Genomic DNA, 21,147 nt, shown 5'->3' with positions numbered 1-21,147 from the left:
TTAACTATCAGTCAAAATGTTTCCCAATTCGTATCTTGTTCAATGTTCTGGCGTGGGTTAGAAGCGCTCACCGCCGCAGGTAATCGAGCATCACGCGGCTTAGACGGCGCAGGGCGTGACGCAAGACGGAAAGTCGACACCGACTGCGTCAGACGGCTGGCCTGTTCTTCAAGAGCAGCGGCCGCAGCGGCCGATTCCTGTACTAAAGAAGCGTTCTGCTGCGTAACGCGATCCATCTCAGAGACTGCGAGCGCAACCTGATCAATCCCCCGGCTTTGCTCGTCGGAGGCCGAGGCAATCTCGCCCATAATGTCAGTCACCCGCGTCACGGCATTCACGATGTCGTTCATCGTTTCTCCTGCGCTTTCTACCAGTACGGAACCGGTATCCACGCGGGAAACAGAATCTTCAATCAACGCTTTGATCTCTTTCGCCGCCTGCGCACTGCGGCTTGCCAGATTACGCACTTCGCCCGCAACTACGGCAAAACCACGACCTTGCTCACCGGCACGTGCCGCTTCAACCGCCGCGTTCAGTGCGAGAATGTTGGTCTGAAAGGCAATCCCATCAATGACGCTGATGATGTCGGCAATTTTCTTCGAGCTATCAGCGATTTCATGCATGGTGTTCACCACGCTATCAACCACTTTGCCGCCATGCTGCGCAGTATCGGAGGCGCTTTTCGCCAGTTGCGAGGCCTGACGCGCGTTGTCCGCATTTTGCTTCACAGTTGCGGTCAGTTGTTCCATGCTGGCGGCGGTTTCTTCCAGCGCAGATGCCTGCTGCTCAGTACGAGATGAAAGATCGGTGTTGCCGCTGGCAATTTCGCTGGTCCCGGAATAAATCGCATCAGAGCCTTCACGCACCAGGGTGACGGTTTCCGTCAGCGAACGCTGCATATGATCAACCGTACTGGCCAGCTCGCCGATTTCGTTACGACCGCTGACGGCCAGAGTCGCGGTCAGGTTACCGCTGGCGATTTCCCGAATATGGGCAATGACGCGAGCCAGAGGATTAAGCAAGGTATGACGAATGCCATACCACACCACCACCAGAATCAGTACCAACACGACGGCCAGCACGCCAAGCTGCCATTGGGCGAAGTGGTAATCCCGTGCGCTTTGATCAAATGCCTGAGCATAAAGCTTCTCGCTCACGCTGGCGTACTTGCCCAGCGCCTCGCCGAGCGCATTTTGCATTCCCTGAGTTGGTTGCGCGAAATAGGCATCCATATTGCCGTTCTCCAGAAACTGAATCAGTTCTGTCAAAGCCGCATGGTATTGCTGATATTTCTCCTCAACATTGCCGCTGGCTTCAGCCATCTCCGGTAACGGGGTGATGTTTTTAAAATTTGCGTAATGCGTATCCGCCTGCGCCAGAGAGGCTTTCGCATTCTTCAGCAGATCGTTTTTCGCGCTGCTCTGCTGGTTAGACGCATCCATCATCATGCGTGCAGAAGAACGGCTTAAATTGATTCGTGTTTGCAGCATCAGATCCCATGTTGAGGTGAGTTCACTTTGCTGCTGTCGTAAATCGTTAGAGATAACAAAACTTTGTTGATTCTGCTGCAATGAAGAAAACAACAGACCACCGGAAACAAGCTGTAGCAGTGCGAAAACCCCCAGCACCATCATCAGCATTGTGACAACGCGGATACGGTTAAACATAAGGCACCTTCCTGAAAACGAGTTATCAACGTTATCGGCAGTGGCTGAGATAACTTTACGTTTGCGAAAAGGAAATCCTGAGAGACGGGAAGCCTGGCGGAAGGACGGTAAGACAGGGTTTGGTAACCACAAATTATTCACATAAAAACATCATGATTATCATGTATATAACATGCTCATTCCTTTGTGAACATGCCCAGATTGGATGAAATAGCCACCCTTGTGTGATTGAGATCACACATACACATCGTAAATACCACAACAAAATGAATAAAAAATTAAAAAAAGTTGTATCAGGTGGCGCTTTAATTCAATTTATATGATGAATATTTCGTTACCACTTAATAAGTATAAAAAATGAGTAACCGATCAATAAATGTTAAATCCTTACTGAGGGCTTTTTAGTGGCAAATGCAAACAAACTCACGTTGTTTATCGTGATCTTCATGCTGGCAGGGATCCTGTCAGGTGCGGTGATCCACTCTTATGCCTCTCCCGGCGTTGTGAACGCCTGGGCCGATAATATTACGCTTCTCACCGACATCTTTTTGCGCCTGATAAAAATGGTGATCGCACCTTTAGTATTCAGCACCCTGACCGTCGGCATTATGCGCCTGGGAGAAACATCCACCATCGGGCGCGTAGGTGGGAAAGCGATGATCTGGTTTATCAGCTCTTCCATACTGTCTATTCTGGTCGGTCTGTTTGTGGTTTCTCTTGAGCAACCCGGCAGCGGACTGAATCTGGCGATCCCGCAGGAAGCCACTGATACCGGCCTGGCCGTAGGCGGCATGAGCCTGAAAGGTTTTCTGACTCACACCATCCCAACCAGCATAGCTGAGGCGATGGCCAACAATGAGATCCTGCAAATTGTGGTGTTCTCAATGTTCTTCGGTATTGGAGGAGCATCGCTTGGTGAAAAATTCAACGCGCCACTGGTTGCCGCGCTGGATGTGGTCTCCCACATAATGCTGAAGGTGACGGGTTACGTGATGTACGTTGCGCCACTGGCCATTTTTGCCGCCATTTCCTCAGTTATCTCCACCCAGGGTCTGGGGATCCTGCTCAACTACGCGTCGTTCATCGGCGGCTACTATGTGGCTATTTTGCTGACCTGCCTGGTTCTACTGGCAGTGGGTTATATCATGCTGAAAAAAGAGGTTTTTCGCCTCGTGAGCATGCTGAAGGATCCGGTTCTGGTGGCATTCACGACCAGCAGCTCTGAAGCCGCTTATCCGAAAACGCTGGAGCAATTAACCAAATTTGGCTGTTCGCCCAACATCGTGTCATTCGTATTACCTATAGGTTATTCGTTTAACCTGGTCGGCTCGATGGTCTACTGCTCCTTCGCCTCTATGTTTATCGCGCAGGCCTATAATATTCACCTCTCCTTTGCCGAAATTACCGTCCTGATGCTGACGCTGATGCTGGCGTCTAAAGGAATTGCAGGTGTGCCGCGTTCAGCGCTGGTGGTACTGGCGGCGACCATCCCGAGCTTCAATATTCCGGTTGCCGGAATTCTGCTACTGATGGGGATTGACCACTTCCTGGATATGGGACGTTCAGCAATCAACGTATTAGGTAACGGGATTGCAACGGCAATGCTGGCACAGAATGAGGGTTTACTGGAAGAAGAACCGGAACTGGTCGAGCGGGAAGCGTAAAAGATAATAATGCCGGATGGCGCGATGCTTATCCGGCCTACAAAGTTCGTCGTTGTAGGCCGGAAGCGGTTACGCTACGTGACTCGCGGCAATATCCAGCAGCGCCATTTCTTCGCTGTTTAGCAATTTCTCAATATTGACCAGAATCAGCATCCGGTCACCCAACGCCCCCAGCCCCGTCAGGTATTCCGTCGACAACGTAACCGCGAATTCCGGTGCCGGACGAATTTGCTCCGTCGTCAGCGACAGTACATCCGAGACGCCATCCACCACAATTCCGACCACCCGCTGACCCAGGTTAAGCACAATCACTACGGTGTTTTCGTTGTAATCGACATCGCTCTGGCTAAACTTCACACGCAGGTCAACAATCGGCACAATCACACCGCGCAGATTGGTGACGCCTTTGATAAACGCAGGTGTGTTAGCAATACGCGTCACCTGATCATAGCCACGGATTTCCTGCACTTTCAGGATATCGATACCGTACTCTTCATCCCCCAGCGTAAACACGAGGAATTCCTGACCTGACGGTTCGCCGGCCAGTTTAGTTACATTACTCATACCGGTCATATTATTCCCTTCTCACTCAATCAGGCGGCTGTGATCGCCACACGTTGTTCGCGGTTTAACCCCTGCAATGCAGAGACATCGACAATCAGCGCAACGCTGCCGTCGCCGAGGATCGTCGCTGCAGAAATACCAGGCACCTTCCGGTAGTTGCTTTCCAGGTTTTTGACGACCACCTGGTGTTGGCCAATTAACTGATCGACCAGCAGTGCATAGCGACGACCCGCACTTTGTAAAATCACCACAATTCCTTGTGTTGCTTCGGTTTTTGCGCCTTCAACCTCGAAGACTTTCCACAACTCAACCAGCGGTAAATACTCGCCGCGCACTTCCAGAACGCGCTCTCCCCCGGCAAGCGGATGAAGATCTTCTTCGCGCGGTTGCAGTGACTCCATCACGGCATTCAGCGGCAGGATAAAGACTTCATCCGCCACGCGTACGGACATCCCGTCGAGGATCGCCAGCGTCAGCGGCAGCAAAATTCGAATGGTTGTTCCCTGTCCCTGTTTGGACTGGATTTCAACATGGCCCCCCATCTCCTGGATATTGCGCTTCACCACATCCATACCCACGCCGCGACCCGAGACATCCGTCACCTGTTCAGCGGTTGAGAAGCCAGGGGCGAAGATCAGCATGCCGACTTCATCATCGCTCATATTTTCGTGGATCGGCATGCCCTGAGAGACAGCTTTGGCGAGGATACGCTCGCGATTCAGACCAGCACCATCATCAGTGACTTCAATACAGATATTTCCGCCCTGATGCTCTGCGGAAAGCGTCAGATTACCAATTGGGCTTTTTCCGGCTTCAAGACGTTTTTCCGGCAGTTCGATACCGTGATCGAGGCTGTTACGTACCAGGAGCGTCAACGGATCGATAATGCGTTCAATCAGGCTCTTGTCGAGTTCGGTTGAGCTACCCACCTGCGTCAGTTCGACCTGTTTACCCAGCTTACCGGCCAGATCGCGCACCAGACGTGGGAAACGGCTGAACACATATTCCATCGGCATCATTCGAATCGACATCACCGACTCTTGCAAGTCGCGGGCGTTACGTTGTAACTGCCCCATACTGGTGATGAGATCGCCATGATTAACGGGATCCAGTTCATTAGAGCGCTGAGCCAGCATTGACTGGGTGATGACCAACTCGCCGACCAGGTTAATGAGCTGATCGACCTTCTCGACTGCTACGCGGATGCTGGTCGACTCGCTGGCGCGGGCTGGTTTGTCACGCTCCGCGCGGCCATGTGGCGCGTCACTGGCGGCGGCTTTTACCGCTGGCACAACGGTAACCGGCTGTGGCTTCGCGGCAACGGCTAGCGCTTCTACTTCTGCTTCTGCTTCTGCTTCAGTTTCAACGGCTGCAGGCGCAGCGCTGACGGTTTCAAATTCAATCTGATCAGCCTCAATCACAAAGCAGAGTACCGCGATGATGTCATCTTCCGCGAGGTTGCCATCAAGCGTAGCTGACAGCGTGTCGCTTCCTTTCACCACGTCGGTTAAGGTTGCCAGATTCCCTAGCTCTTCTTCCAGTAAATCCACTTCACTGGCTTTCAATCGCGAGAGAATAATGCGTTTCTTACTCTCTTCACAGACGGGTTCAGACTTTGCACCTGCCTCTTCCTGCATTGCTGTACTTTCAGCAACGCTCAGTTTAGCGGTATTGACCACCAACGGTGCGGTTTCACCTTTCGCTTCGAGCGCTAGCTGGCGTAACGCATTGCAAATGTACTCAAAGCTGGCGGCATCAGGCTCCTCTGAGCTTTTATAGGCGTCGAGCTGTTCCTGCATAATATCTTTCGTTTCCAAAAACAGGTTGATAATGTCGGCATTGAGCTGCATCTCGCCACGCCGCGCTTCATCCAGCAGGTTTTCCATCAGATGGGTCGTTTCCTGCAAAATGGTAAAGCCGAAGGTGCCCGCCCCGCCTTTTATCGAGTGCGCAGCACGAAAAATCGCATTCAGCTGTTCGGAATCCGGGGCTTCAGGAACCAAATCAAGCAGGTGTTGCTCCATGTCAGCCAACAGTTCGTCAGCTTCATCAAAAAATGTTTGATAAAAATCGCTTATATCCATGCTCACGCTATCACCTCGGATTGGCTGGTGGCGATGTGGGAACGCTTGCCGGCGGGAGTTCCGCTGGCTGTTGTAAGACACTTACCGGCTCATTCTGGCTTTCAGCGTTTTCATGCAAAATGGCCTCTTCCGCCTGCTTATTGAGAACCAGCAGGCTTATACGGCGGTTGATAGCGTCATCGGGACCGCGATCGCTCAGACGCATCGTGGCGGCCATACCTACCACACGTAATACTTTTCCATCATCCAGACCGCCGCTAACCAGCTCGCGTCGCGATGCGTTAGCACGATCAGCAGACAGCTCCCAGTTGCTATACCCTTTCTCACCATTGGCGTAAGGGTAATCATCCGTATGACCGGAAAGGCTGATTCTGTTTGGGATCCCGTTGAGCACTGGCGCGATGGACCGCAGGATGTCGCGCATATACGGTTCGACCTCCGCGCTACCGGTCTTAAACATCGGGCGGTTCTGGCTGTCGATAATCTGTATTCGCAACCCTTCCTGAACTAAATCAATTTTCAAATGCGGGCGTAGTGCGCGCAGTTTGGGGTCCGATTCAATCAGTTGATCAAGATCGCCGCGAAGTTTGCTCAACCGACTTTGTTCCATGCGTTTTCTTAAATCATCAATATTCGGCTGCTTATTCACCTCTCCCTGCTGCTGGGTGTAATCATCCCCGCCGCCTGGAATTGGGCTTTGGCTATTCGAAATGCGATTTCCCCCGGTTACCGCGGTGGCCAGCGGCGTACGGAAATATTCGGCAATCTGGATCAATTCTTTAGGGCTGGAGATGGAAATGAGCCACATCACCAGAAAGAAGGCCATCATCGCGGTCATAAAATCGGCGTAGGCGATTTTCCACGAACCATGCGCCCCACCACCGTGACCTTTATGCTTGCGTCGCTTTACAACGATAATGGGATGGGCCTGATTTTTCATGCGTCCTCGGTCGTCTGCTGCGCAGTTGGATTTCTCACCGCACGAACATGCTCTTCCAGTTCGATAAACGAAGGACGTTCGCTGGAATACAGAGTCTTACGACCAAATTCAACGGCAATTGGCGGCGCGTAACCATTCAGGTTAGAGAGCAGAGTTATCTTCACACACTGCATCATTTTGGTTGTTTCAGCACTTTTCTGGCGTAAAACGCTGGCGAGTGGAGAAATAAATCCATAGGCCAGTAAAATACCGAGGAATGTCCCTACCATCGCATGCGCAATCAGCGAACCCAGTTCCGCCGCCGGACGGTCAGCGGAAGCCAGAGCGTGAACAACCCCCATAACAGCTGCCACGATCCCGAACGCCGGTAATGAATCCCCCACCATCGCCAGGCTATTGGCAGGGACTTCGGCTTCACTTTCGTGAGTCTCAATTTCTTCGTCCATCAACGCTTCAATTTCAAACGTGTTCATGTTGCCGCTGATGATCAGACGCAGATAATCGACAATAAAATCAAGCATCACGGCATCTGCGAGAATACGTGGATAGCTGGCGAAGATTTCACTTTCTTTGGGGTTTTCGATATCGCGCTCAAGTGAGAACATGCCCTGCTGACGTGACTTGGCCATCAGGCGGTACAGCAGCGCCAGCAGATCCATATACATCGCTTTGGTGTATTTTGAACGACGGAAAAGCATCGGGATCGCTTTCATCGTCCCCTTGATGGCTTTCCCGTTATTGCCGACGATGAATGCCCCAATACCCGCGCCACCGATAATCACCAGCTCAGCCGGTTGATAGAGTGCCCCAAGGTGTCCGCCGGTCATCATGTAACCGCCGAAAACTGTACCAATAACAACCAGGTAACCTAATAAGATAAGCACGACATCATCCTTTCGCAATTGACTATGACAGGATGCGCAGTCGGGCAGTTAACTTGAGGTCAGGGCAAAAAAAAGCAGCGGTAATCGCTTACCGCTGCTGGAGTGTTTGTCCACACCGTATCAGTTAAACAGCTTGTTCGATCTGTTCATCCAGCAGTTGTGGAATAATATCGGCAGCATTCTGGGAAAGTTTACGTCTTTTTACGGCCCGTGATGGCGGTTGGCATAAACTGCAGGCGAAGCTGCCCGCGGGTTGGTGTGCGTGGGTGATAAAATTCCCGCCGCAACAATTGCATCTGGACAGTTCTAGCAACCCACTGTCGACAAAACGCACCAGCGTCCAGGCGCGAGTTAACGCCAGCAACGGGCCTTCTTCCGGTTGTGGACATTGCTCAAGATACAAACGATACGCCTTGATTACGGCATCAACACCGCTGCACAAACCGGTTTTGAGCAGGAATTGCCATGCGTTACAAAACATCGAAGCATGAATATTTTGTTCCCACGTCATAAACCAGTCGGTGGAAAAAGGTAACATCCCTTTTGGCGGAGGACTGCCGCGTAATTCTTTGTACAGCTTGATAAGTCGACCGCGGCTTAATTGCGTTTCGCTCTCCAGCATTTGCAAACGAGCGCCCAATGTGATTAATTCCATTGCCAGCTGAATATCACGCGCTTCCTGAACAATGCTTTTTTCGCTCATCATCAAGCCCTTTTCTTACGCGCTGCATCATCGATGTCGCTTAACAGGCGTGTTGAAAGCATGATACCGGTATGTATTTGCTGGAGATCATCAACGCGAGAGTCTTGCGTCAGGCGAGTAACAGTCTGGTGATCGTCGAAACGGAAATGGCATACCAGTTGGTTGGTTTCAGCCAGTTTGACCATTTGAGGAAGTGTTAATGTTGCCAACGTATCCGCCATCTCTTCGCTGATACCAAGGCGAAACATCGCAGATGCTTTGTCCTGAACGATCAAACGTTGTGCAAGCAATAAATATGACAAATTGATGTCATAAATGTGTTTCAGCAACTCGGATGTATGCATTATTTGCATCCATAATAACCAACATTATTTTTATGCGGTAAAACCGCACCCCGTGATGTCGCCGGGAAGGCCCGGTAAAAAAAAAAGCAAAAGGTCAAATACATAGCAGCGTGACGGCACTTACGCGTTGTCTAAACAGTCCTTTTTCAGAAGGCCGTATTCCTTACAAGCTCACATCAATTCTTACAAATGTCTAAGATTTTTCCTAATTCGACGCAACTCTACCCGCCACCCGTTACACATACAACGGAGCCATGCCGCGAATTTGAAGAATATGTGACGCAGATCACATAAACCAGCCAAACACTTAACATAAATCCATCAGCACAGCTTTTACTTTGCTTATTTTTTAATCCAACAATCTCCATTTCAATTCCTTTGGGACGAATATTCTTGCAATAAAAGCGAATAGTATTTTGTTCACAAACGTTAATATCACATTGTAAAATAGCGAGCTTGATCACATTATTTATGCAAAACACCGTTTCAATTAAACGCTTTATAAACAATAACTTAAATATTAAGAGTGATTAATTAATACCGGCTTGTGATAACCAGTAGAATGTTAAAATATGTTTATTTTTTATTAACACATTGTTTTCATTAGCAGTGAGTTTTACTTAAGTACCCTCAGTGTATTTACAAGTTATATGGCTCAATTATTCTATTTATAAGAATAATTAATGAATAATCATGACGGTATTCACACTATCCAGGAAGGAATGGTTGCAGTATGGAGTAAGCTGAGTAATGCTAAAAAATCCTCTCATAATTCTTAAAAAAGGAGTGAGTTATGAGCTACACACACATTCTTGTTGCGGTTGCCGCCACACCTGAAAGCCAACAGTTGTTAGCCAAGGCAGTTTCAATCGCCCGTCCTGTCAATGCCCGTATTAGCCTGATAACTCTGGTCTCAGACCCTGAACTTTATAATCAGTTTGCAGCCCCCATGCTGGAAGACCTGCGCGAAGTGATGCAAGAGGAGACTCAGGATTTTATCAACAAGCTCGGCAAAGAAGCGCAGTACCCCATTGAACATACCTTTATCACCTATGGGGCACTGAATGACCATATTCTGGACGTATGCCGGAAACACGCGGTCGATCTGGTCATTTATGGCAACCATAACCACAGCTTCTTTTCGCGCGCGTCCTGCTCAGCGAAAAGCGTAGTTAGTGCCAGCCAGGTGGATGTTCTACTGGTTCCACTGGCTGGAGATTGAATTTCGTTTTTGGCGCGTCACGCCAGTTTTGAGCAGGAAGAAACTTGATCAGACAATGACTGTTTACTCTGGCGTGGGGAGACTTTTTCCAAATCGCAAATGAACCTCGCCTGCCAGTTGTCGATATCATTTTTAATGATAGTCTCAAGCATCTCAGCGTGGCGGGTAATACGCTCACCGAGCGGCATTGTCAGCGCCTGGTTTAATGCGCCAGCCACTTCATCCCGGTCATACGGGTTAACGATAAGCGCGGAAGTTAGCTCATTCGCGGCGCCGGCAAATTGTGATAACACCAGAACACCGGGGTTGGCTGGATCCTGTGCAGCCACGAACTCTTTCGCCACCAGGTTCATACCATCGCGCAGCGGTGTCACCAATCCGACATCGGAATAACGGAAGATCTTCATCAGCAATTTACGATCAAAGTACTGGTTCAGATAATAGAGCGGCGTCCAGCCCAACTGCCCATATCTGCCGTTAATCCGTCCCGCTTCGGTCTCCAGCTGATGGCGAATATCCTGGTAGGCCTGCACCTCTTCACGCGACGTTGGCGCGATCTGCGTATAGCGAATTTTGCCGTGATGCTGCGGATAATGTTCCAGCAGAGCTTCATAGGCCTGAAAGCGCTCCGGCAAACCTTTGGAGTAATCCAGACGCTCAACCGAAAAAATATTCTGCACGTTTTTAAGTTCTGCTTTTAACTGCGCCAGCTTCGGCGGCAGAGGCCCGGAAGCCTGTCGGGCAATCTCATCCGGCTCGATACCGATGGGATAAACCTGCGTGCAAAACGCTTTTCCCCATGCCCGGTGGTGTTTTTCGCCGTGTGTGGACACCTGAGTCTGAGCGGCCAGACAATCCAGAAAAGCCTGGCGATCGTTTTCGGTCTGGAAACCGAGTAAATCAAAATCACACATTTGTTCCAGCAGCGCCTGATGTGGGGGTAGCGCATTAAAAATTTCAGGCGTTGGGAAAGGAATATGCAGGAAAAAACCGATGCGGTTATTCACGCCGCGTTTACGCAGTTCGCTGGCAAACGGCAACAGATGGTAATCATGAACCCAGATGATGTCGTCTTCGCTCAGCAGCGGCAGCAGTTTATCGACCAGCAAGGCATTCACCCGCTGGTAACCTTCCCATGCAGGACGCTGAAACTGAACCAGGTCCAGGCGATAGTGAAATGCGGGCCATAAAACAGCATTCGAAAACTGACAGTAATATTCTTCGTAATCCTGTTCGCTCAAATTAAACGAAGCCCAGGTAATATTGCCACGTGTGACTTTTTTTAATGGTTTGTCTTCATTACCTATGTCACCACTCCAGCCAAACCACAGGCCACCAGCAGCTTTCAGCGCGCCCAGCACACCAACGGCAAGTCCGCCTGCGCTCCCTTTATCATCGGGTGAGGCGATACGATTAGATACTACGACTAAACGACTCATAGCCACCTCTTCTGTTTTTCGTTACTTTCGATTCTTGCTGCGAAGAGTTAATTTGCTCCAGCCAGTGCCAGACATCCTTAACGCTATCCAGTCGCCACGCGGCCTGCGTCGCTCCGCTCCCTACTTTTACAGAAATACCCCCAGCGCGATTAATTACGCCAAACCCTGTCTCATCCGTCAGATCGTCACCGAAAAAAACGGGGATCCGTCCGGCAAAAGGCGCTTCCTGCATAAATGCGGCGATCGCATCGCCTTTATTGATGCCCTTCGGTTTTATCTCCACGACGCATTTCCCGTGCTGCACAGCCAGTTGCGGCCATCTGCGCACAATCTGTTCAGCCAGGTGAATTAGCGTCGCTTCATGCTCAGGCGACTGACGATAGTGCAGCGCGAAAGCCATACCTTTTGCTTCAAGGGTTGTGCCCGGCATCGCCGCCAATGCGGTGTGTAATAGCTCCCCTGCTTCACGCTCAGTATCCTCAGCCAGGCGCACGACATGGGTTTGACCATTGATGTCACGGCGTTCAGCCCCATGTACTCCGGCAAGCGGAAACCGAAAGGGGTCGGTCAGCACGTCGAGCTCAGCCATCGAGCGCCCTGAAATCAATGCCAGCGCCCCCGCATTATGCGTCGCCAGCTGATGTAATAATTGCAGGATTGTCTCAGGGACAACGACCTGGTCTGGATAGGGTTTGATCTCAGCCAATGTTCCATCAAGATCAAAAAAGTAAGCACAGTTTGCAGATTGTTCAGGGGGTAAGATCAGTGATGCTGTCACCCGGTTATCCTCCTCATCATGGTTTGTACGCCGCGCGGATCGCGCCGTATATATGATGTATGACGGATATAAGTATAGACAGTGTGACCATGCTCGCCATTTGGAAAAACAATCGCCAGCCGGGTAGCGGCTGGCGATGAGCTGAAGCTAGACTAAAAAGTTGGGGATAAAATAATCAAACGGTACGCTTCGCTTTTTGCTTGTAACGGTCGAAGATCACCGCCGCCAGCAGGATAAGACCACGAACGACATACTGCGCGAACGGAGAGATATTCAGCAGGTTCATCGCATTCTCAACCGTACCCAGGATCAACACCCCAGCCACCACATATGAGATTTTTCCGATGCCGCCTTTGAGCGAAACGCCCCCTAACACGCACGCAGAAATCACGATCAGCTCATAGCCTATTGAGGTCATTGGCTGACCACTGGTCATACGTGATGCAAGGATAATTCCGGCAATGGCGGAGACCAGCCCGGAAAGAATAAAGATAATAATCTTGGTACGAACAACCGGAACCCCAGCCAGGCGTGCCGCCTCTTCATTGCCCCCGATGGCCAGCGTATTACGACCAAATGTGGTTTTATTCAGTAGTAAGCCAAAGGCGATGAAACAAACGACCGTGATCCAGATTGGCGCCGGCAGACCAAACCAGTTAGCGTAACCGAGCGTGAAGAAGCGCTCGTCTTCAATCCCCACGGCCTTACCGTCGGAAATAATATAGGCCAGACCGCGTACAATCTGCATGGTCGCAAGGGTGGTGATCAGGGCATTAATTTTTAAACGCGCAATCACGAACCCATTAACCAGACCGCATAGAATACCGAGCAGCAGCCCGGCAGCCACGCCAATCCACAGGCTTTCGGTCATGTTAATGACCACGGCAGTGGTGACCCCAGCGCAGGCAATCACGGACGCAACGGACAGGTCAAAGTCACCGGATGCCAGGCAAAATAGCATTCCGCACGCAACCATACCCGACATCGATACCGCCAGCCCCAGCCCCTTCATGTTGATGAAAGTTGCAAAGTTTGGCACAAACAGGGAACAAACGAGGAACAGCACGGCAAACACCACCAGCATCCCGTACTGATCCCAAATGCGGCCAAGATTTAGCGCCGACTTCGCAGCACCTGAACCCGACGTAGAAACGGAAGACATCATTCTCTCCTTATTCAGGCTACAGCCTGGCTGACTTTAGGCATAGCAAGGCTTAACGCCTGGCGCTCATCCGCCTGTTCATGAAGTAATTCTCCAGCGATTTCGCCTTCTCTCATCACCACAATACGGTCGGCGACACCGAGCACCTCTGGCAGGTCACTGGAAGCAAACAGCACGGCCACGCCGCGCGCCGCAAGGGCATAAATCACGTTATAAATTTCATGCTTAGCGCCCACATCAATGCCGCGTGTAGGTTCGTCCAGCAAGATCACCTTCATCTCTTCCGATAACCAACGACCAAGAATAGCCTTCTGCTGATTACCGCCAGAGAGGTTCATAATCAGTTGCTCCGCGCCCGGCGTTTTAATATTGAGTGAACGAATATGGTGATCGGCATTGGTCTCTTCCCAGCCGTTGTTAATCACGCATCCTCCCAGAACATGTTTACGACGCGCGCTAATGTTGATGTTGTTACGCACCGAATGGACCGGAATAATCCCTTCTGCTTTACGATCCTCCGGGCACAGCATCATCCCCGCTTCAATGGCATGGCTCGGTTTACGGATATCAATCGGTTGTTGATCAATAAACACCTGACCTGCCGTAATTCGTGTACCGCCAAACAGCCCTTTCATCAATTCACTACGTCCAGCCCCCACCAGACCAAACAATCCGACAATTTCACCGCTTCGCACCGATAAACTGATCGGCGTACGCACGCCAGGGGCTTTTACCTCATGCAAACGCAGGCGCTCTGCACCATACGGTCTGGATTTCCAGCCATAAATATCGCCAAGGTCGCGCCCAACCATCGCCTGTACCAGCGCATCGTGATCGACCTGCTGCATGTCCGTAAACGTTTTGACGTAATGACCATCTTTAAACACGGTAATGGCATCGCTGAGGGCAAAAATCTCCTCCATACGGTGCGAAACGTACAAGATGATGCGTCCTTCATTGCGCAACTCGCGGATAACGCGAAACAGATTCTCAATCTCACGTGCTGACAGGGAGCTGGTCGGTTCATCAAACGCAATAATTTTGGCGTTTCGCGCCAGCGCTTTCGCAATCTCCACCATCTGCCATTGACCGATGGAGAGGTATTTCAATGGTGTGTCGGGATCGATATCCATGCCCAGATGCTTAAGCTGGATCCCCGCTTCATAGTTCAGCAGCGAGCGGTTCACAATTCCGCCTTTATGCGGCAACTGGCCTAGATAAATATTCTCGGCAACGGTCATTTCCGGGACGAGATGCAGCTCCTGATAAATAATGGCGACACCGGCATTAAGCGCAGCAGTGGTGTCCGCAAACGAAACCTCTTGTCCGCGGATCGTCAAAGATCCCGTTGTTGGCGCATAGTTACCGCTGAGAATCTTTAAGAGTGTTGACTTCCCGGCGCCATTTTCGCCCATCAGCGCATGCACCTGACCGGCATAGCAGTCGAAACTGATATCCGTAAGCGCTTTAACGCCGGGGAACGTTTTGCCAATGCCGCGAAATGAGAGATACGGGGTAGACTGTTGCATAACGTCTCCGTGAATCAGATCTTTATGCCGGATAGCGGCGTTGCCTCATCCGGCCTACTGAGTACGCAATTCGTACGCCGGACAAGACGCATTGACGTCGCATCCGGCGTTTATGTTACTTACCGCCTAAGCCTTTCTTCGCGAGCTCTTCTTTGAAGTTATCGCGGGTAATCAGCACTACATCCGTCACTTCGGTAAACGCCGGAGGCTCTGCACCTTTTGTCACCCAGTTGTAGAGCATTTCGCTTGATTTATAGCCGTGAACGTCCGGGCTTGGCAGCAATGAGCCGTAGAACCCGGTCGCTTCGCCTTTGGACAGTTCGCTTACTGCATCAACGCCGTTGATACCAATACCAATTACGTTTGGTGCTTTGAAGCCCTGCCCTTCGGTCGCACGTACGCCGCCCAGCACGGTGTTGTCGTTCATGCCGACAATCAGCCAGTGTTTGACTTCAGGATGCTGAACCAGCATAGAGTTAGCGGCATCGAATGCGCCGGGGATATCATTTGATTTAGTTGGGACCTGGTAGATCTGTTTTTCCGGGAAGCCAGCGGCTTTAAGCGCTTCCATTGAACCAGAAGTACGACGACGTGCGGTGTCGAGTTCGTTCGCAGTTATAGCCATCACGGCGGTGGATTTCACATCCCAGCCGCGTTTTTGCATCTCCTTGTACAGTTCCTGACCCTGGCGCTCACCAATTTTGGTTGCCGCCATCATCACTAACGGCACGGTCTCCATCGGCTTGCCTTTGGCGTTGGCAAACTGGTCATCAACGGCAATGACTTTCATATCGTAGCCACGTGCCTTCGCCATAATGGCAGGCCCGAGTTTAGGATCCGGGGTACAAATGACAAACCCTTTTGCGCCACTGGCAGCGAGGCTGTCGATGGCGTTAAGGGTTTTCTCACCATCCGGAACGGCAATTTTGATCACCTCAAAGCCAAGGTCTTTACCGGCTTTATCGGCAAATTTCCATTCTGTCTGGAACCACGGTTCTTCCGGCTGTTTAACCAGGAAACCGAGCTTCATGGATTCAGCGATAGCGGATTGTGACATAATGGCAGCCAGACCGATGGCAGCCAGCGCTTTAGTGAATTTGTGCATGGTTAACTCCAGCTTTAACGTTCTTTTATGTAGGGTAAAATCAGACGATTTTTTGTAATTCGGACGTAAAACAAGGCATTACCTTTTATTGATAAGATCAATGCCAGTGCTGAGAGTATTTTTAGCGGGAAATTGATTCTCCATAAGAGAGCGGCATCACACCACAGAATTACAGTAATTGCGTACATAAATTCAGCGGGAAATGACATAAAAAAACGCGGTTTTGTCGACGGGAAAAAAGAGGAATAGCAGATTAGTCCATAACATCAGCCAACGAATCCTTGTTCCCGAATACCGAAGCATTCGGGAAAATGATTACCATTGGTAATAAATGTGGTCAGCGTGATCGCGAACCGGAGTGTCGTCGCCCAGCAGACGCGCCGAAAGCGTCAGCGCGAAATCGAAAATATGCCCTAACCCTTTGCCGCTAATCAGATTGCCATCTTCAACCACCGGCGCATCGATATATTCCCCATCGGTGACGTTTTGCCACAGCTCTCCAGAGCACACGTAGCGACGCCCCTTCAGCAGACCGTTGCCGCCCAACACCCGTGCAGCCGCAGAACACACCGGGCAGATGAGTTTCCCCTCATCATCATGACGAGCCACAAACCGGATAACCGCCTCACTGGCGGCAAGGTTAACGCTACCCTGCGGCCCGCCAGGCAACACGATGGCATCGTAGAGATACGACTGACGCGCGGCCAGCGTGCTGTCCGTTACCATCGGTACGTCATGGTAACTCACCACCGCGCGTGACTCCGCGCAGGCCAGCGTTTCAACCTCGATATTCAGTCGACGCAGAATATCAATGGTAACTATCGCCTCCGCCTCTTCAAAACCGGGTGCCAGCAGCACCGCGACTTTCTTCATATGTAACTCCTCGCTTTATCCACATAAACGAAACAATTAATGACGAATAGTTCTGGCCGTTAAATTTCTCAATTTGATTAAAACTGATCTGGCACAAAAAATTAGCTATCAGATCATTAATCCGATCGTGAAATTGCTTCGCAGCATGAACAGATAATCATCAGGAGCCAGACAATATCTTATTGTGGAAAATATTTTTGTGATTTAAAACACCATTTCATTATTGAAATGTGGATTTAATAACATAAATATCAACTCGTTGCATTCATGTCATCTATATGCAAAGAGAGCAGAAGCACAGATGGGGTGATGACAATATGTAAAAAAACATAAATACACAGATTTAAGGATTTTCTTATGTCGGAGCAAGCGTTATGCTGATTCACGATCGGGAGCGAATATAATTCGCGATCGCTAAAGGACCGGCGGAACGGATTTATTCTGCTAACAGTTATAATTGTACGTAGAGATGTAGTGCAGCGGCAGCCCGTTGTACTGGCGTTAGTAACGTACATCCCCCTTTCTGTAAATAAGGATATTGATATGGCTGCAGTTGGAATTGTTCATAAACTCAACACCCAAATGAACCTCGAGTTCTACGCATCGAATCTTTACCTGCATCTTAGTGAGTGGTGCTACGAACATAGCCTGACAGGTACCGCAACGTTTCTGCGCACTCAGGCGCAAGGTAATGTGACTCAAATGATGCGTATGTTCAATTACATGAAAAGTGCCGGGGCTAACCCCATCGTCAAGGCCATTGATGTTCCGGGTGATGAGCTGACTTCCCTTGAAGAATTGTTTCAGAAAACGTTGGATGAATATCAACAGCGCGCGAGTAAGCTCTCGCGCTTAACCAATGAAGCTGAAGCGTTAAACGATGCACCAACGATCGATTTTCTTCACGACCTGGAGAAAGAACAGCAGCAGGATGGTGTGCTGTTGCAGACGATTCTTGATGAAGTCCGCAGCGCCAAACGTGCAGGGCTGTGCATGGCGCAAACCGATAAGCACCTGCTTAACGTTGTTAACTATCAACAGCACTGATATCTGACGCCCCAACATCTGCGCCTCCCATTCTGCGAGGCGCAAAAAACCTTTCTAAAACCTGAAACAACGGTTTATTTTAGTGAGATTCATTCTGCGGCGTGAATTTCAACTCGATCAAGGCAACCGCTTTTTGTATTGCACGCATTGTGACCGGATCGGCACCTGCAGGATGGCTGGAAAAATCGATGTTTTTCAGCTGGCTGGACATTTTCTCCCGAACTTCTACCGGGGCAATAACATCAAGAACATCCAGAATTTGCTTGATAACCAGCTGACAGGCAACAACGTCCGAGAGCAGTTCCTGATCGGCATTCAGTGTTTGGGACATAGTGAGCTCCTTATAGAAAGGTCGTCATAGTACCCATTCAGCGCTCGAAACGATAGCCGCACACGCATTACGAATACGCTGAAACTAAAAATAGTTCCAGTCAGTTTCTTTTGAGATGGCAAGCACAGCATGAGTGAAAAGCTGGCGGTTGAGAACAAACGCGGTCTTTCCCCGGCAGCATTACTTGTTGCCGGAGCTTTCTTTATGGAGTTTATCGACGGTACGGTAATTGCCACCGCCCTGCCTGACATGGCCATTAGTTTTGGCGTGCAGGCGGTAGATCTGAACATTGGCATTAGCACCTACCTGATCACTCTCGCGGTACTGCGTACCACACCTAAACATCAATTGATCACTGCTATTGCGACCCTGACGTGGCCCGTATTAGTCGCGCCTATTATTGGTCCTCCTTTGGGAGGATTCATCACCAGCTACGCCAACTGGCGCTGGATTTTCTTTATTAATGTTCCGCTGGGAATACTGGCGATTGTGCTGGCGCTACGTTTTATCCCGGATATTCATGACGACGAGCGCCGCCCGTTCGATATCGCGGGGTTTATCGCGACCTCTGTTGCGATGGTTAGCCTGGTGTATGCCATGGAGTTATTGGGAGCTCAGCAGCCGCAGGGCTTCTGGCGCTAGGGGTAATGACCTTCCTGTTTGCTCTGCATCATTTTCGTCGCACCGCCTGGCCGATGATTCGTCTGGATGCCATGAGCGTTCCTACTTTTCGCATCACCATGTACGGTGGGTCGCTGTTTCGTGCTTCAATCAGCGCAGTACCATTTTTGCTGCCGTTAATGTTCCAGGTCGGTTTCGGCATGAACGCTTTTCACGCGGGTTCGCTGGTACTGGCGGTATTTGTGGGCAATCTGACGATTAAACCTGCTACCACGCCGTTGATACGCTGGCAGGGCTTTAAGAAACTATTGTTGATAAACGGCGCACTGAACGTCCTGGCGTTGCTGGCCTGCGCATTGTTCACGCCACAGACCCCCACCTGGGTTATTTTACTGGTGTTGTACCTGGGCGGCGTGTTCCGCTCTATTCAGTTTACCGGCGTCAGCACGCTCGCCTTTGCGGACGTCCCCGTTTCACAAATGAGCTACGCCAATACGCTGTTCAGTACGGCAACACAATTAGCGGTAGGTTTAGGTATTTCATTGGCCGCTATTGGGATCCGCATCGGCAATGAAATCAGTGAATGGCTGGCATTAGGCAATATTCCAGGGAGCAGTTTCCGGTTGGCCTTTGTCATGATTGCCATTATTTGTCTTGTCGGTATGGTGGATACGCTGCGACTCGCCCCGGATGCTGGAAGCGCAGTATCAAACAAGAACAGATAGCCCGGCAGGTGCCCCCCGGGCCAACAGAATTTAGCCAATTATCTCACGGACAAATGATTCAATCGCTTTGTCCTGGCAGTTCTCAAAGAAGCACTGCTGGAAGCGCGGGCCAGACACGGCGGTTTTCACCAGCTCAGGATCGATAGCGCGCAACGTGTCCAAATAGTTTTCTTTTACCACCGCCGCTTTCACTTGATTCAGTATACCAGCGTTACGCACCTGGGGCTCTTTACGCTCAGGTGGGTAACCTTCGCCGTTACGACCAGTGAACGCTTTCTCAAACATATAGCGCACATTCAACTCAGCCCCCCAGCCAAAACCCTTGGCGAATGCCAGAGATAGCGCATTGCCGTTGTTGATCTGAGAGAACAAGAATGCGTCTGCCGGATCGAGGCAGTAACCACACACCACGCCCGGATGTATATTCAAAGACATCATTGCCCCCTGGCCCGTACCGCACCCCGTGACGACAAAATCCACCGCTTTAGAATTAAGCAGGATGCTGGCCATGATACCTAAATGGATGTAGGTCAGATGATGGTCATTTTCGTCGTTCATCCCGACGTTATACACGGGAAAACCTTTCTCATCCGCGACGGCCTTAAGCTCGTTATGAATGATGGCATTTTTGCTTGCCTGGCTGTTTTCCATCATCAATGCAATTTTCATTCTTTAATCTCCTGAATGCGCTGCGGTGGTCCGCTGAAAGTCATAACATTCAGGCCACATTACTATTTTGCAAACTCACTTTCAAATTTAATGAAATTTAGTTTTATAAAATAATGAAGTGCTCACATTTTTCCCTCGGCAGATCAGAATGGCCTCAATAAAATGACGTCGTTGCGATTAATCGCAGGTGATCTTCAGGCTATTCAAGCCATTGCTGAGGCAGCACGTATGCCATGATGTCGTATCTCCGTACTTTCAGAGCGATCACATGAAGACCTTTATCCTTGCCCTTTTGCCGCTCGTGCTGACAGGATGCACTATTACTAAACAGGCGCAGGTCAGTGAAGCCAGCGCCATCACCGGCGTGGTTCGCCTGACCTACAACCAGGCCATACTGCAAACGGCCCGTACTGATGACTACGTTACCCAAGGAACCGCGACCAAAGAGTGTCAGCGCCTGGGTTATGCCAACGCAATGGCGTTTGGTCAACCGGTTTCAACCTGTAGCGTATATGCCGGTTCTCTGTGCTTAAATACCAAAATTACGCTCGCCTGGCAGTGTCACGGTGTCGCAATCCGCCAATCACCTTCCTTCAATTATTAATATTTCCGACCAGCATATTATTGCTGGTCTTCTGCCTTTTCATTATTTGTGTCCTGAGTTTAATAGCGTTAATGCGTTTTATTCCCATTCGTATTTTTGATAAATAATTATATTATTTTACCTTTTGCAAATAATTAAATAACAAATTATAGTGACGCCACGTCAATATATTAACGTTTGTGGAGCAGAACC

19 protein-coding genes and 1 pseudogene are annotated in these 21,147 nt (G+C 50.1%); 5 read left to right on the top strand and 15 right to left on the bottom strand.

What is annotated here, in order from left to right:
• Window positions 1-11: 11 nt before the first annotated feature.
• Window positions 12-1,667 carry a methyl-accepting chemotaxis protein II gene (gene tar, locus OGX99_RS18180; protein ID WP_151218860.1) on the bottom strand — a complete coding sequence of 552 codons (1,656 nt, stop codon included), beginning with the start codon at window positions 1,665-1,667 and terminating at the stop codon, window positions 12-14.
• Window positions 1,668-2,071: 404 nt separating this feature from the next.
• On the opposite strand from tar, the gene OGX99_RS18175 reads away from it, so the two are divergent.
• Window positions 2,072-3,331 (top strand): dicarboxylate/amino acid:cation symporter, encoded by a 1,260-nt coding sequence (locus OGX99_RS18175; RefSeq protein ID WP_187258816.1) that lies wholly within the window; start codon window positions 2,072-2,074, stop codon window positions 3,329-3,331.
• A gap of 69 nt (window positions 3,332-3,400) precedes the next feature.
• Here the strand turns inward: OGX99_RS18175 and cheW are convergent, their stop codons facing one another.
• From cheW to flhD, 6 genes are all read right to left on the bottom strand, one after another.
• Entirely contained in the window at window positions 3,401-3,904 is a 504-nt protein-coding gene (gene cheW, locus OGX99_RS18170) for a chemotaxis protein CheW (RefSeq protein ID WP_080858824.1), read from the bottom strand.
• 20 nt (window positions 3,905-3,924) lie between these two features.
• Window positions 3,925-5,979 carry a chemotaxis protein CheA gene (gene cheA, locus OGX99_RS18165; RefSeq protein ID WP_286545322.1) on the bottom strand — a complete coding sequence of 685 codons (2,055 nt, stop codon included), beginning with the start codon at window positions 5,977-5,979 and terminating at the stop codon, window positions 3,925-3,927.
• 10 nt (window positions 5,980-5,989) lie between these two features.
• The gene (gene motB, locus OGX99_RS18160) at window positions 5,990-6,919 is read right to left on the bottom strand and encodes a flagellar motor protein MotB (protein WP_151218863.1); all 930 of its coding nucleotides are present in this window, start codon (window positions 6,917-6,919) and stop codon (window positions 5,990-5,992) included.
• On the bottom strand, window positions 6,916-7,803 hold the full coding sequence (gene motA / locus OGX99_RS18155) for a flagellar motor stator protein MotA (protein WP_016153442.1): 888 nt from the start codon (window positions 7,801-7,803) through the stop codon (window positions 6,916-6,918). The genes motB and motA overlap by 4 nt, the downstream gene beginning before the upstream one ends.
• Before the next feature lie 124 nt (window positions 7,804-7,927).
• Entirely contained in the window at window positions 7,928-8,512 is a 585-nt protein-coding gene (gene flhC, locus OGX99_RS18150; RefSeq protein WP_085951062.1) for a flagellar transcriptional regulator FlhC, read from the bottom strand.
• Window positions 8,509-8,850: a flagellar transcriptional regulator FlhD gene (gene flhD / locus OGX99_RS18145; protein ID WP_003034622.1), complete on the bottom strand. Its 342-nt coding sequence runs from the start codon at window positions 8,848-8,850 to the stop codon at window positions 8,509-8,511. Before flhD ends, flhC begins: the two co-directional genes overlap by 4 nt.
• A gap of 793 nt (window positions 8,851-9,643) precedes the next feature.
• Here flhD and uspC point away from each other — a divergent pair.
• Window positions 9,644-10,072 carry a universal stress protein UspC gene (gene uspC / locus OGX99_RS18140; RefSeq protein ID WP_151218864.1) on the top strand — a complete coding sequence of 143 codons (429 nt, stop codon included), beginning with the start codon at window positions 9,644-9,646 and terminating at the stop codon, window positions 10,070-10,072.
• 17 nt (window positions 10,073-10,089) lie between these two features.
• Here the strand turns inward: uspC and otsA are convergent, their stop codons facing one another.
• The 6 genes from otsA to OGX99_RS18110 form a co-directional block, all read right to left on the bottom strand.
• The gene (gene otsA, locus OGX99_RS18135; RefSeq protein WP_187258814.1) at window positions 10,090-11,511 is read right to left on the bottom strand and encodes an alpha,alpha-trehalose-phosphate synthase; all 1,422 of its coding nucleotides are present in this window, start codon (window positions 11,509-11,511) and stop codon (window positions 10,090-10,092) included.
• Entirely contained in the window at window positions 11,486-12,289 is an 804-nt protein-coding gene (gene otsB / locus OGX99_RS18130; protein WP_151218865.1) for a trehalose-phosphatase, read from the bottom strand. The genes otsA and otsB overlap by 26 nt, the downstream gene beginning before the upstream one ends.
• A 175-nt stretch (window positions 12,290-12,464) precedes the next feature.
• The gene (gene araH, locus OGX99_RS18125) at window positions 12,465-13,451 is read right to left on the bottom strand and encodes an L-arabinose ABC transporter permease AraH (RefSeq protein ID WP_151218866.1); all 987 of its coding nucleotides are present in this window, start codon (window positions 13,449-13,451) and stop codon (window positions 12,465-12,467) included.
• Window positions 13,452-13,465: 14 nt separating this feature from the next.
• Window positions 13,466-14,980, bottom strand: a complete 1,515-nt coding sequence (gene araG, locus OGX99_RS18120; RefSeq protein WP_151218867.1) for an arabinose ABC transporter ATP-binding protein AraG — start codon at window positions 14,978-14,980, stop codon at window positions 13,466-13,468.
• A gap of 115 nt (window positions 14,981-15,095) precedes the next feature.
• Window positions 15,096-16,085 carry an arabinose ABC transporter substrate-binding protein gene (locus OGX99_RS18115; RefSeq protein ID WP_151218868.1) on the bottom strand — a complete coding sequence of 330 codons (990 nt, stop codon included), beginning with the start codon at window positions 16,083-16,085 and terminating at the stop codon, window positions 15,096-15,098.
• 315 nt (window positions 16,086-16,400) lie between these two features.
• The gene (locus tag OGX99_RS18110; RefSeq protein ID WP_151218869.1) at window positions 16,401-16,958 is read right to left on the bottom strand and encodes a DJ-1/PfpI family protein; all 558 of its coding nucleotides are present in this window, start codon (window positions 16,956-16,958) and stop codon (window positions 16,401-16,403) included.
• A gap of 543 nt (window positions 16,959-17,501) precedes the next feature.
• Here OGX99_RS18110 and OGX99_RS18105 point away from each other — a divergent pair.
• Entirely contained in the window at window positions 17,502-18,005 is a 504-nt protein-coding gene (locus tag OGX99_RS18105; RefSeq protein WP_151225622.1) for a non-heme ferritin-like protein, read from the top strand.
• Window positions 18,006-18,084: 79 nt separating this feature from the next.
• Here OGX99_RS18105 and OGX99_RS18100 read toward each other — a convergent pair whose 3' ends face one another.
• Window positions 18,085-18,336, bottom strand: coding sequence for a DUF2766 family protein (locus tag OGX99_RS18100; protein WP_016153452.1), 252 nt, complete (start codon window positions 18,334-18,336; stop codon window positions 18,085-18,087).
• A 129-nt stretch (window positions 18,337-18,465) separates the two neighbouring features.
• Here OGX99_RS18100 and OGX99_RS18095 point away from each other — a divergent pair.
• Window positions 18,466-19,682 (top strand): annotated as a pseudogene (locus OGX99_RS18095) (MFS transporter).
• Between the two features lie 30 nt (window positions 19,683-19,712).
• On the opposite strand, the gene OGX99_RS18090 reads toward OGX99_RS18095, so the two are convergent.
• Window positions 19,713-20,351: an RpiB/LacA/LacB family sugar-phosphate isomerase gene (locus OGX99_RS18090; protein ID WP_151218872.1), complete on the bottom strand. Its 639-nt coding sequence runs from the start codon at window positions 20,349-20,351 to the stop codon at window positions 19,713-19,715.
• A gap of 268 nt (window positions 20,352-20,619) precedes the next feature.
• On the opposite strand from OGX99_RS18090, the gene yecR reads away from it, so the two are divergent.
• Complete coding sequence (gene yecR / locus OGX99_RS18085) at window positions 20,620-20,955, top strand: YecR family lipoprotein (RefSeq protein WP_151218873.1); 336 nt, start codon at window positions 20,620-20,622, stop codon at window positions 20,953-20,955.
• The last annotated feature ends 192 nt before the right edge of the window (window positions 20,956-21,147 follow it).

Origin of the sequence: Citrobacter sp. Cu096 (assembly GCF_030332285.1) — a bacterium.
GTDB lineage: Bacteria > Pseudomonadota > Gammaproteobacteria > Enterobacterales > Enterobacteriaceae > Citrobacter > Citrobacter meridianamericanus.
This window is presented reverse-complemented; position numbering and strand designations above follow the sequence as displayed.

What these genes read in the sequence shown, in the direction of transcription:
- tar (WP_151218860.1), bottom strand. Translation starts at nt 1,667, where the DNA reads ATGTTTAACCGTATCCGCGTTGTCACAATGCTGATGATGGTGCTGGGG.
- cheW (WP_080858824.1), bottom strand. Translation starts at nt 3,904, where the DNA reads ATGACCGGTATGAGTAATGTAACTAAACTGGCCGGCGAACCGTCAGGT.
- cheA (WP_286545322.1), bottom strand. Translation starts at nt 5,979, where the DNA reads ATGGATATAAGCGATTTTTATCAAACATTTTTTGATGAAGCTGACGAA.
- motB (WP_151218863.1), bottom strand. Translation starts at nt 6,919, where the DNA reads ATGAAAAATCAGGCCCATCCCATTATCGTTGTAAAGCGACGCAAGCAT.
- flhD (WP_003034622.1), bottom strand. Translation starts at nt 8,850, where the DNA reads ATGCATACATCCGAGTTGCTGAAACACATTTATGACATCAATTTGTCA.
- uspC (WP_151218864.1), top strand. Translation starts at nt 9,644, where the DNA reads ATGAGCTACACACACATTCTTGTTGCGGTTGCCGCCACACCTGAAAGC.
- otsA (WP_187258814.1), bottom strand. Translation starts at nt 11,511, where the DNA reads ATGAGTCGTTTAGTCGTAGTATCTAATCGTATCGCCTCACCCGATGAT.
- araH (WP_151218866.1), bottom strand. Translation starts at nt 13,451, where the DNA reads ATGTCTTCCGTTTCTACGTCGGGTTCAGGTGCTGCGAAGTCGGCGCTA.
- araG (WP_151218867.1), bottom strand. Translation starts at nt 14,980, where the DNA reads ATGCAACAGTCTACCCCGTATCTCTCATTTCGCGGCATTGGCAAAACG.
- OGX99_RS18115 (WP_151218868.1), bottom strand. Translation starts at nt 16,085, where the DNA reads ATGCACAAATTCACTAAAGCGCTGGCTGCCATCGGTCTGGCTGCCATT.
- OGX99_RS18110 (WP_151218869.1), bottom strand. Translation starts at nt 16,958, where the DNA reads ATGAAGAAAGTCGCGGTGCTGCTGGCACCCGGTTTTGAAGAGGCGGAG.
- OGX99_RS18105 (WP_151225622.1), top strand. Translation starts at nt 17,502, where the DNA reads ATGGCTGCAGTTGGAATTGTTCATAAACTCAACACCCAAATGAACCTC.
- OGX99_RS18100 (WP_016153452.1), bottom strand. Translation starts at nt 18,336, where the DNA reads ATGTCCCAAACACTGAATGCCGATCAGGAACTGCTCTCGGACGTTGTT.
- OGX99_RS18090 (WP_151218872.1), bottom strand. Translation starts at nt 20,351, where the DNA reads ATGAAAATTGCATTGATGATGGAAAACAGCCAGGCAAGCAAAAATGCC.
- yecR (WP_151218873.1), top strand. Translation starts at nt 20,620, where the DNA reads ATGAAGACCTTTATCCTTGCCCTTTTGCCGCTCGTGCTGACAGGATGC.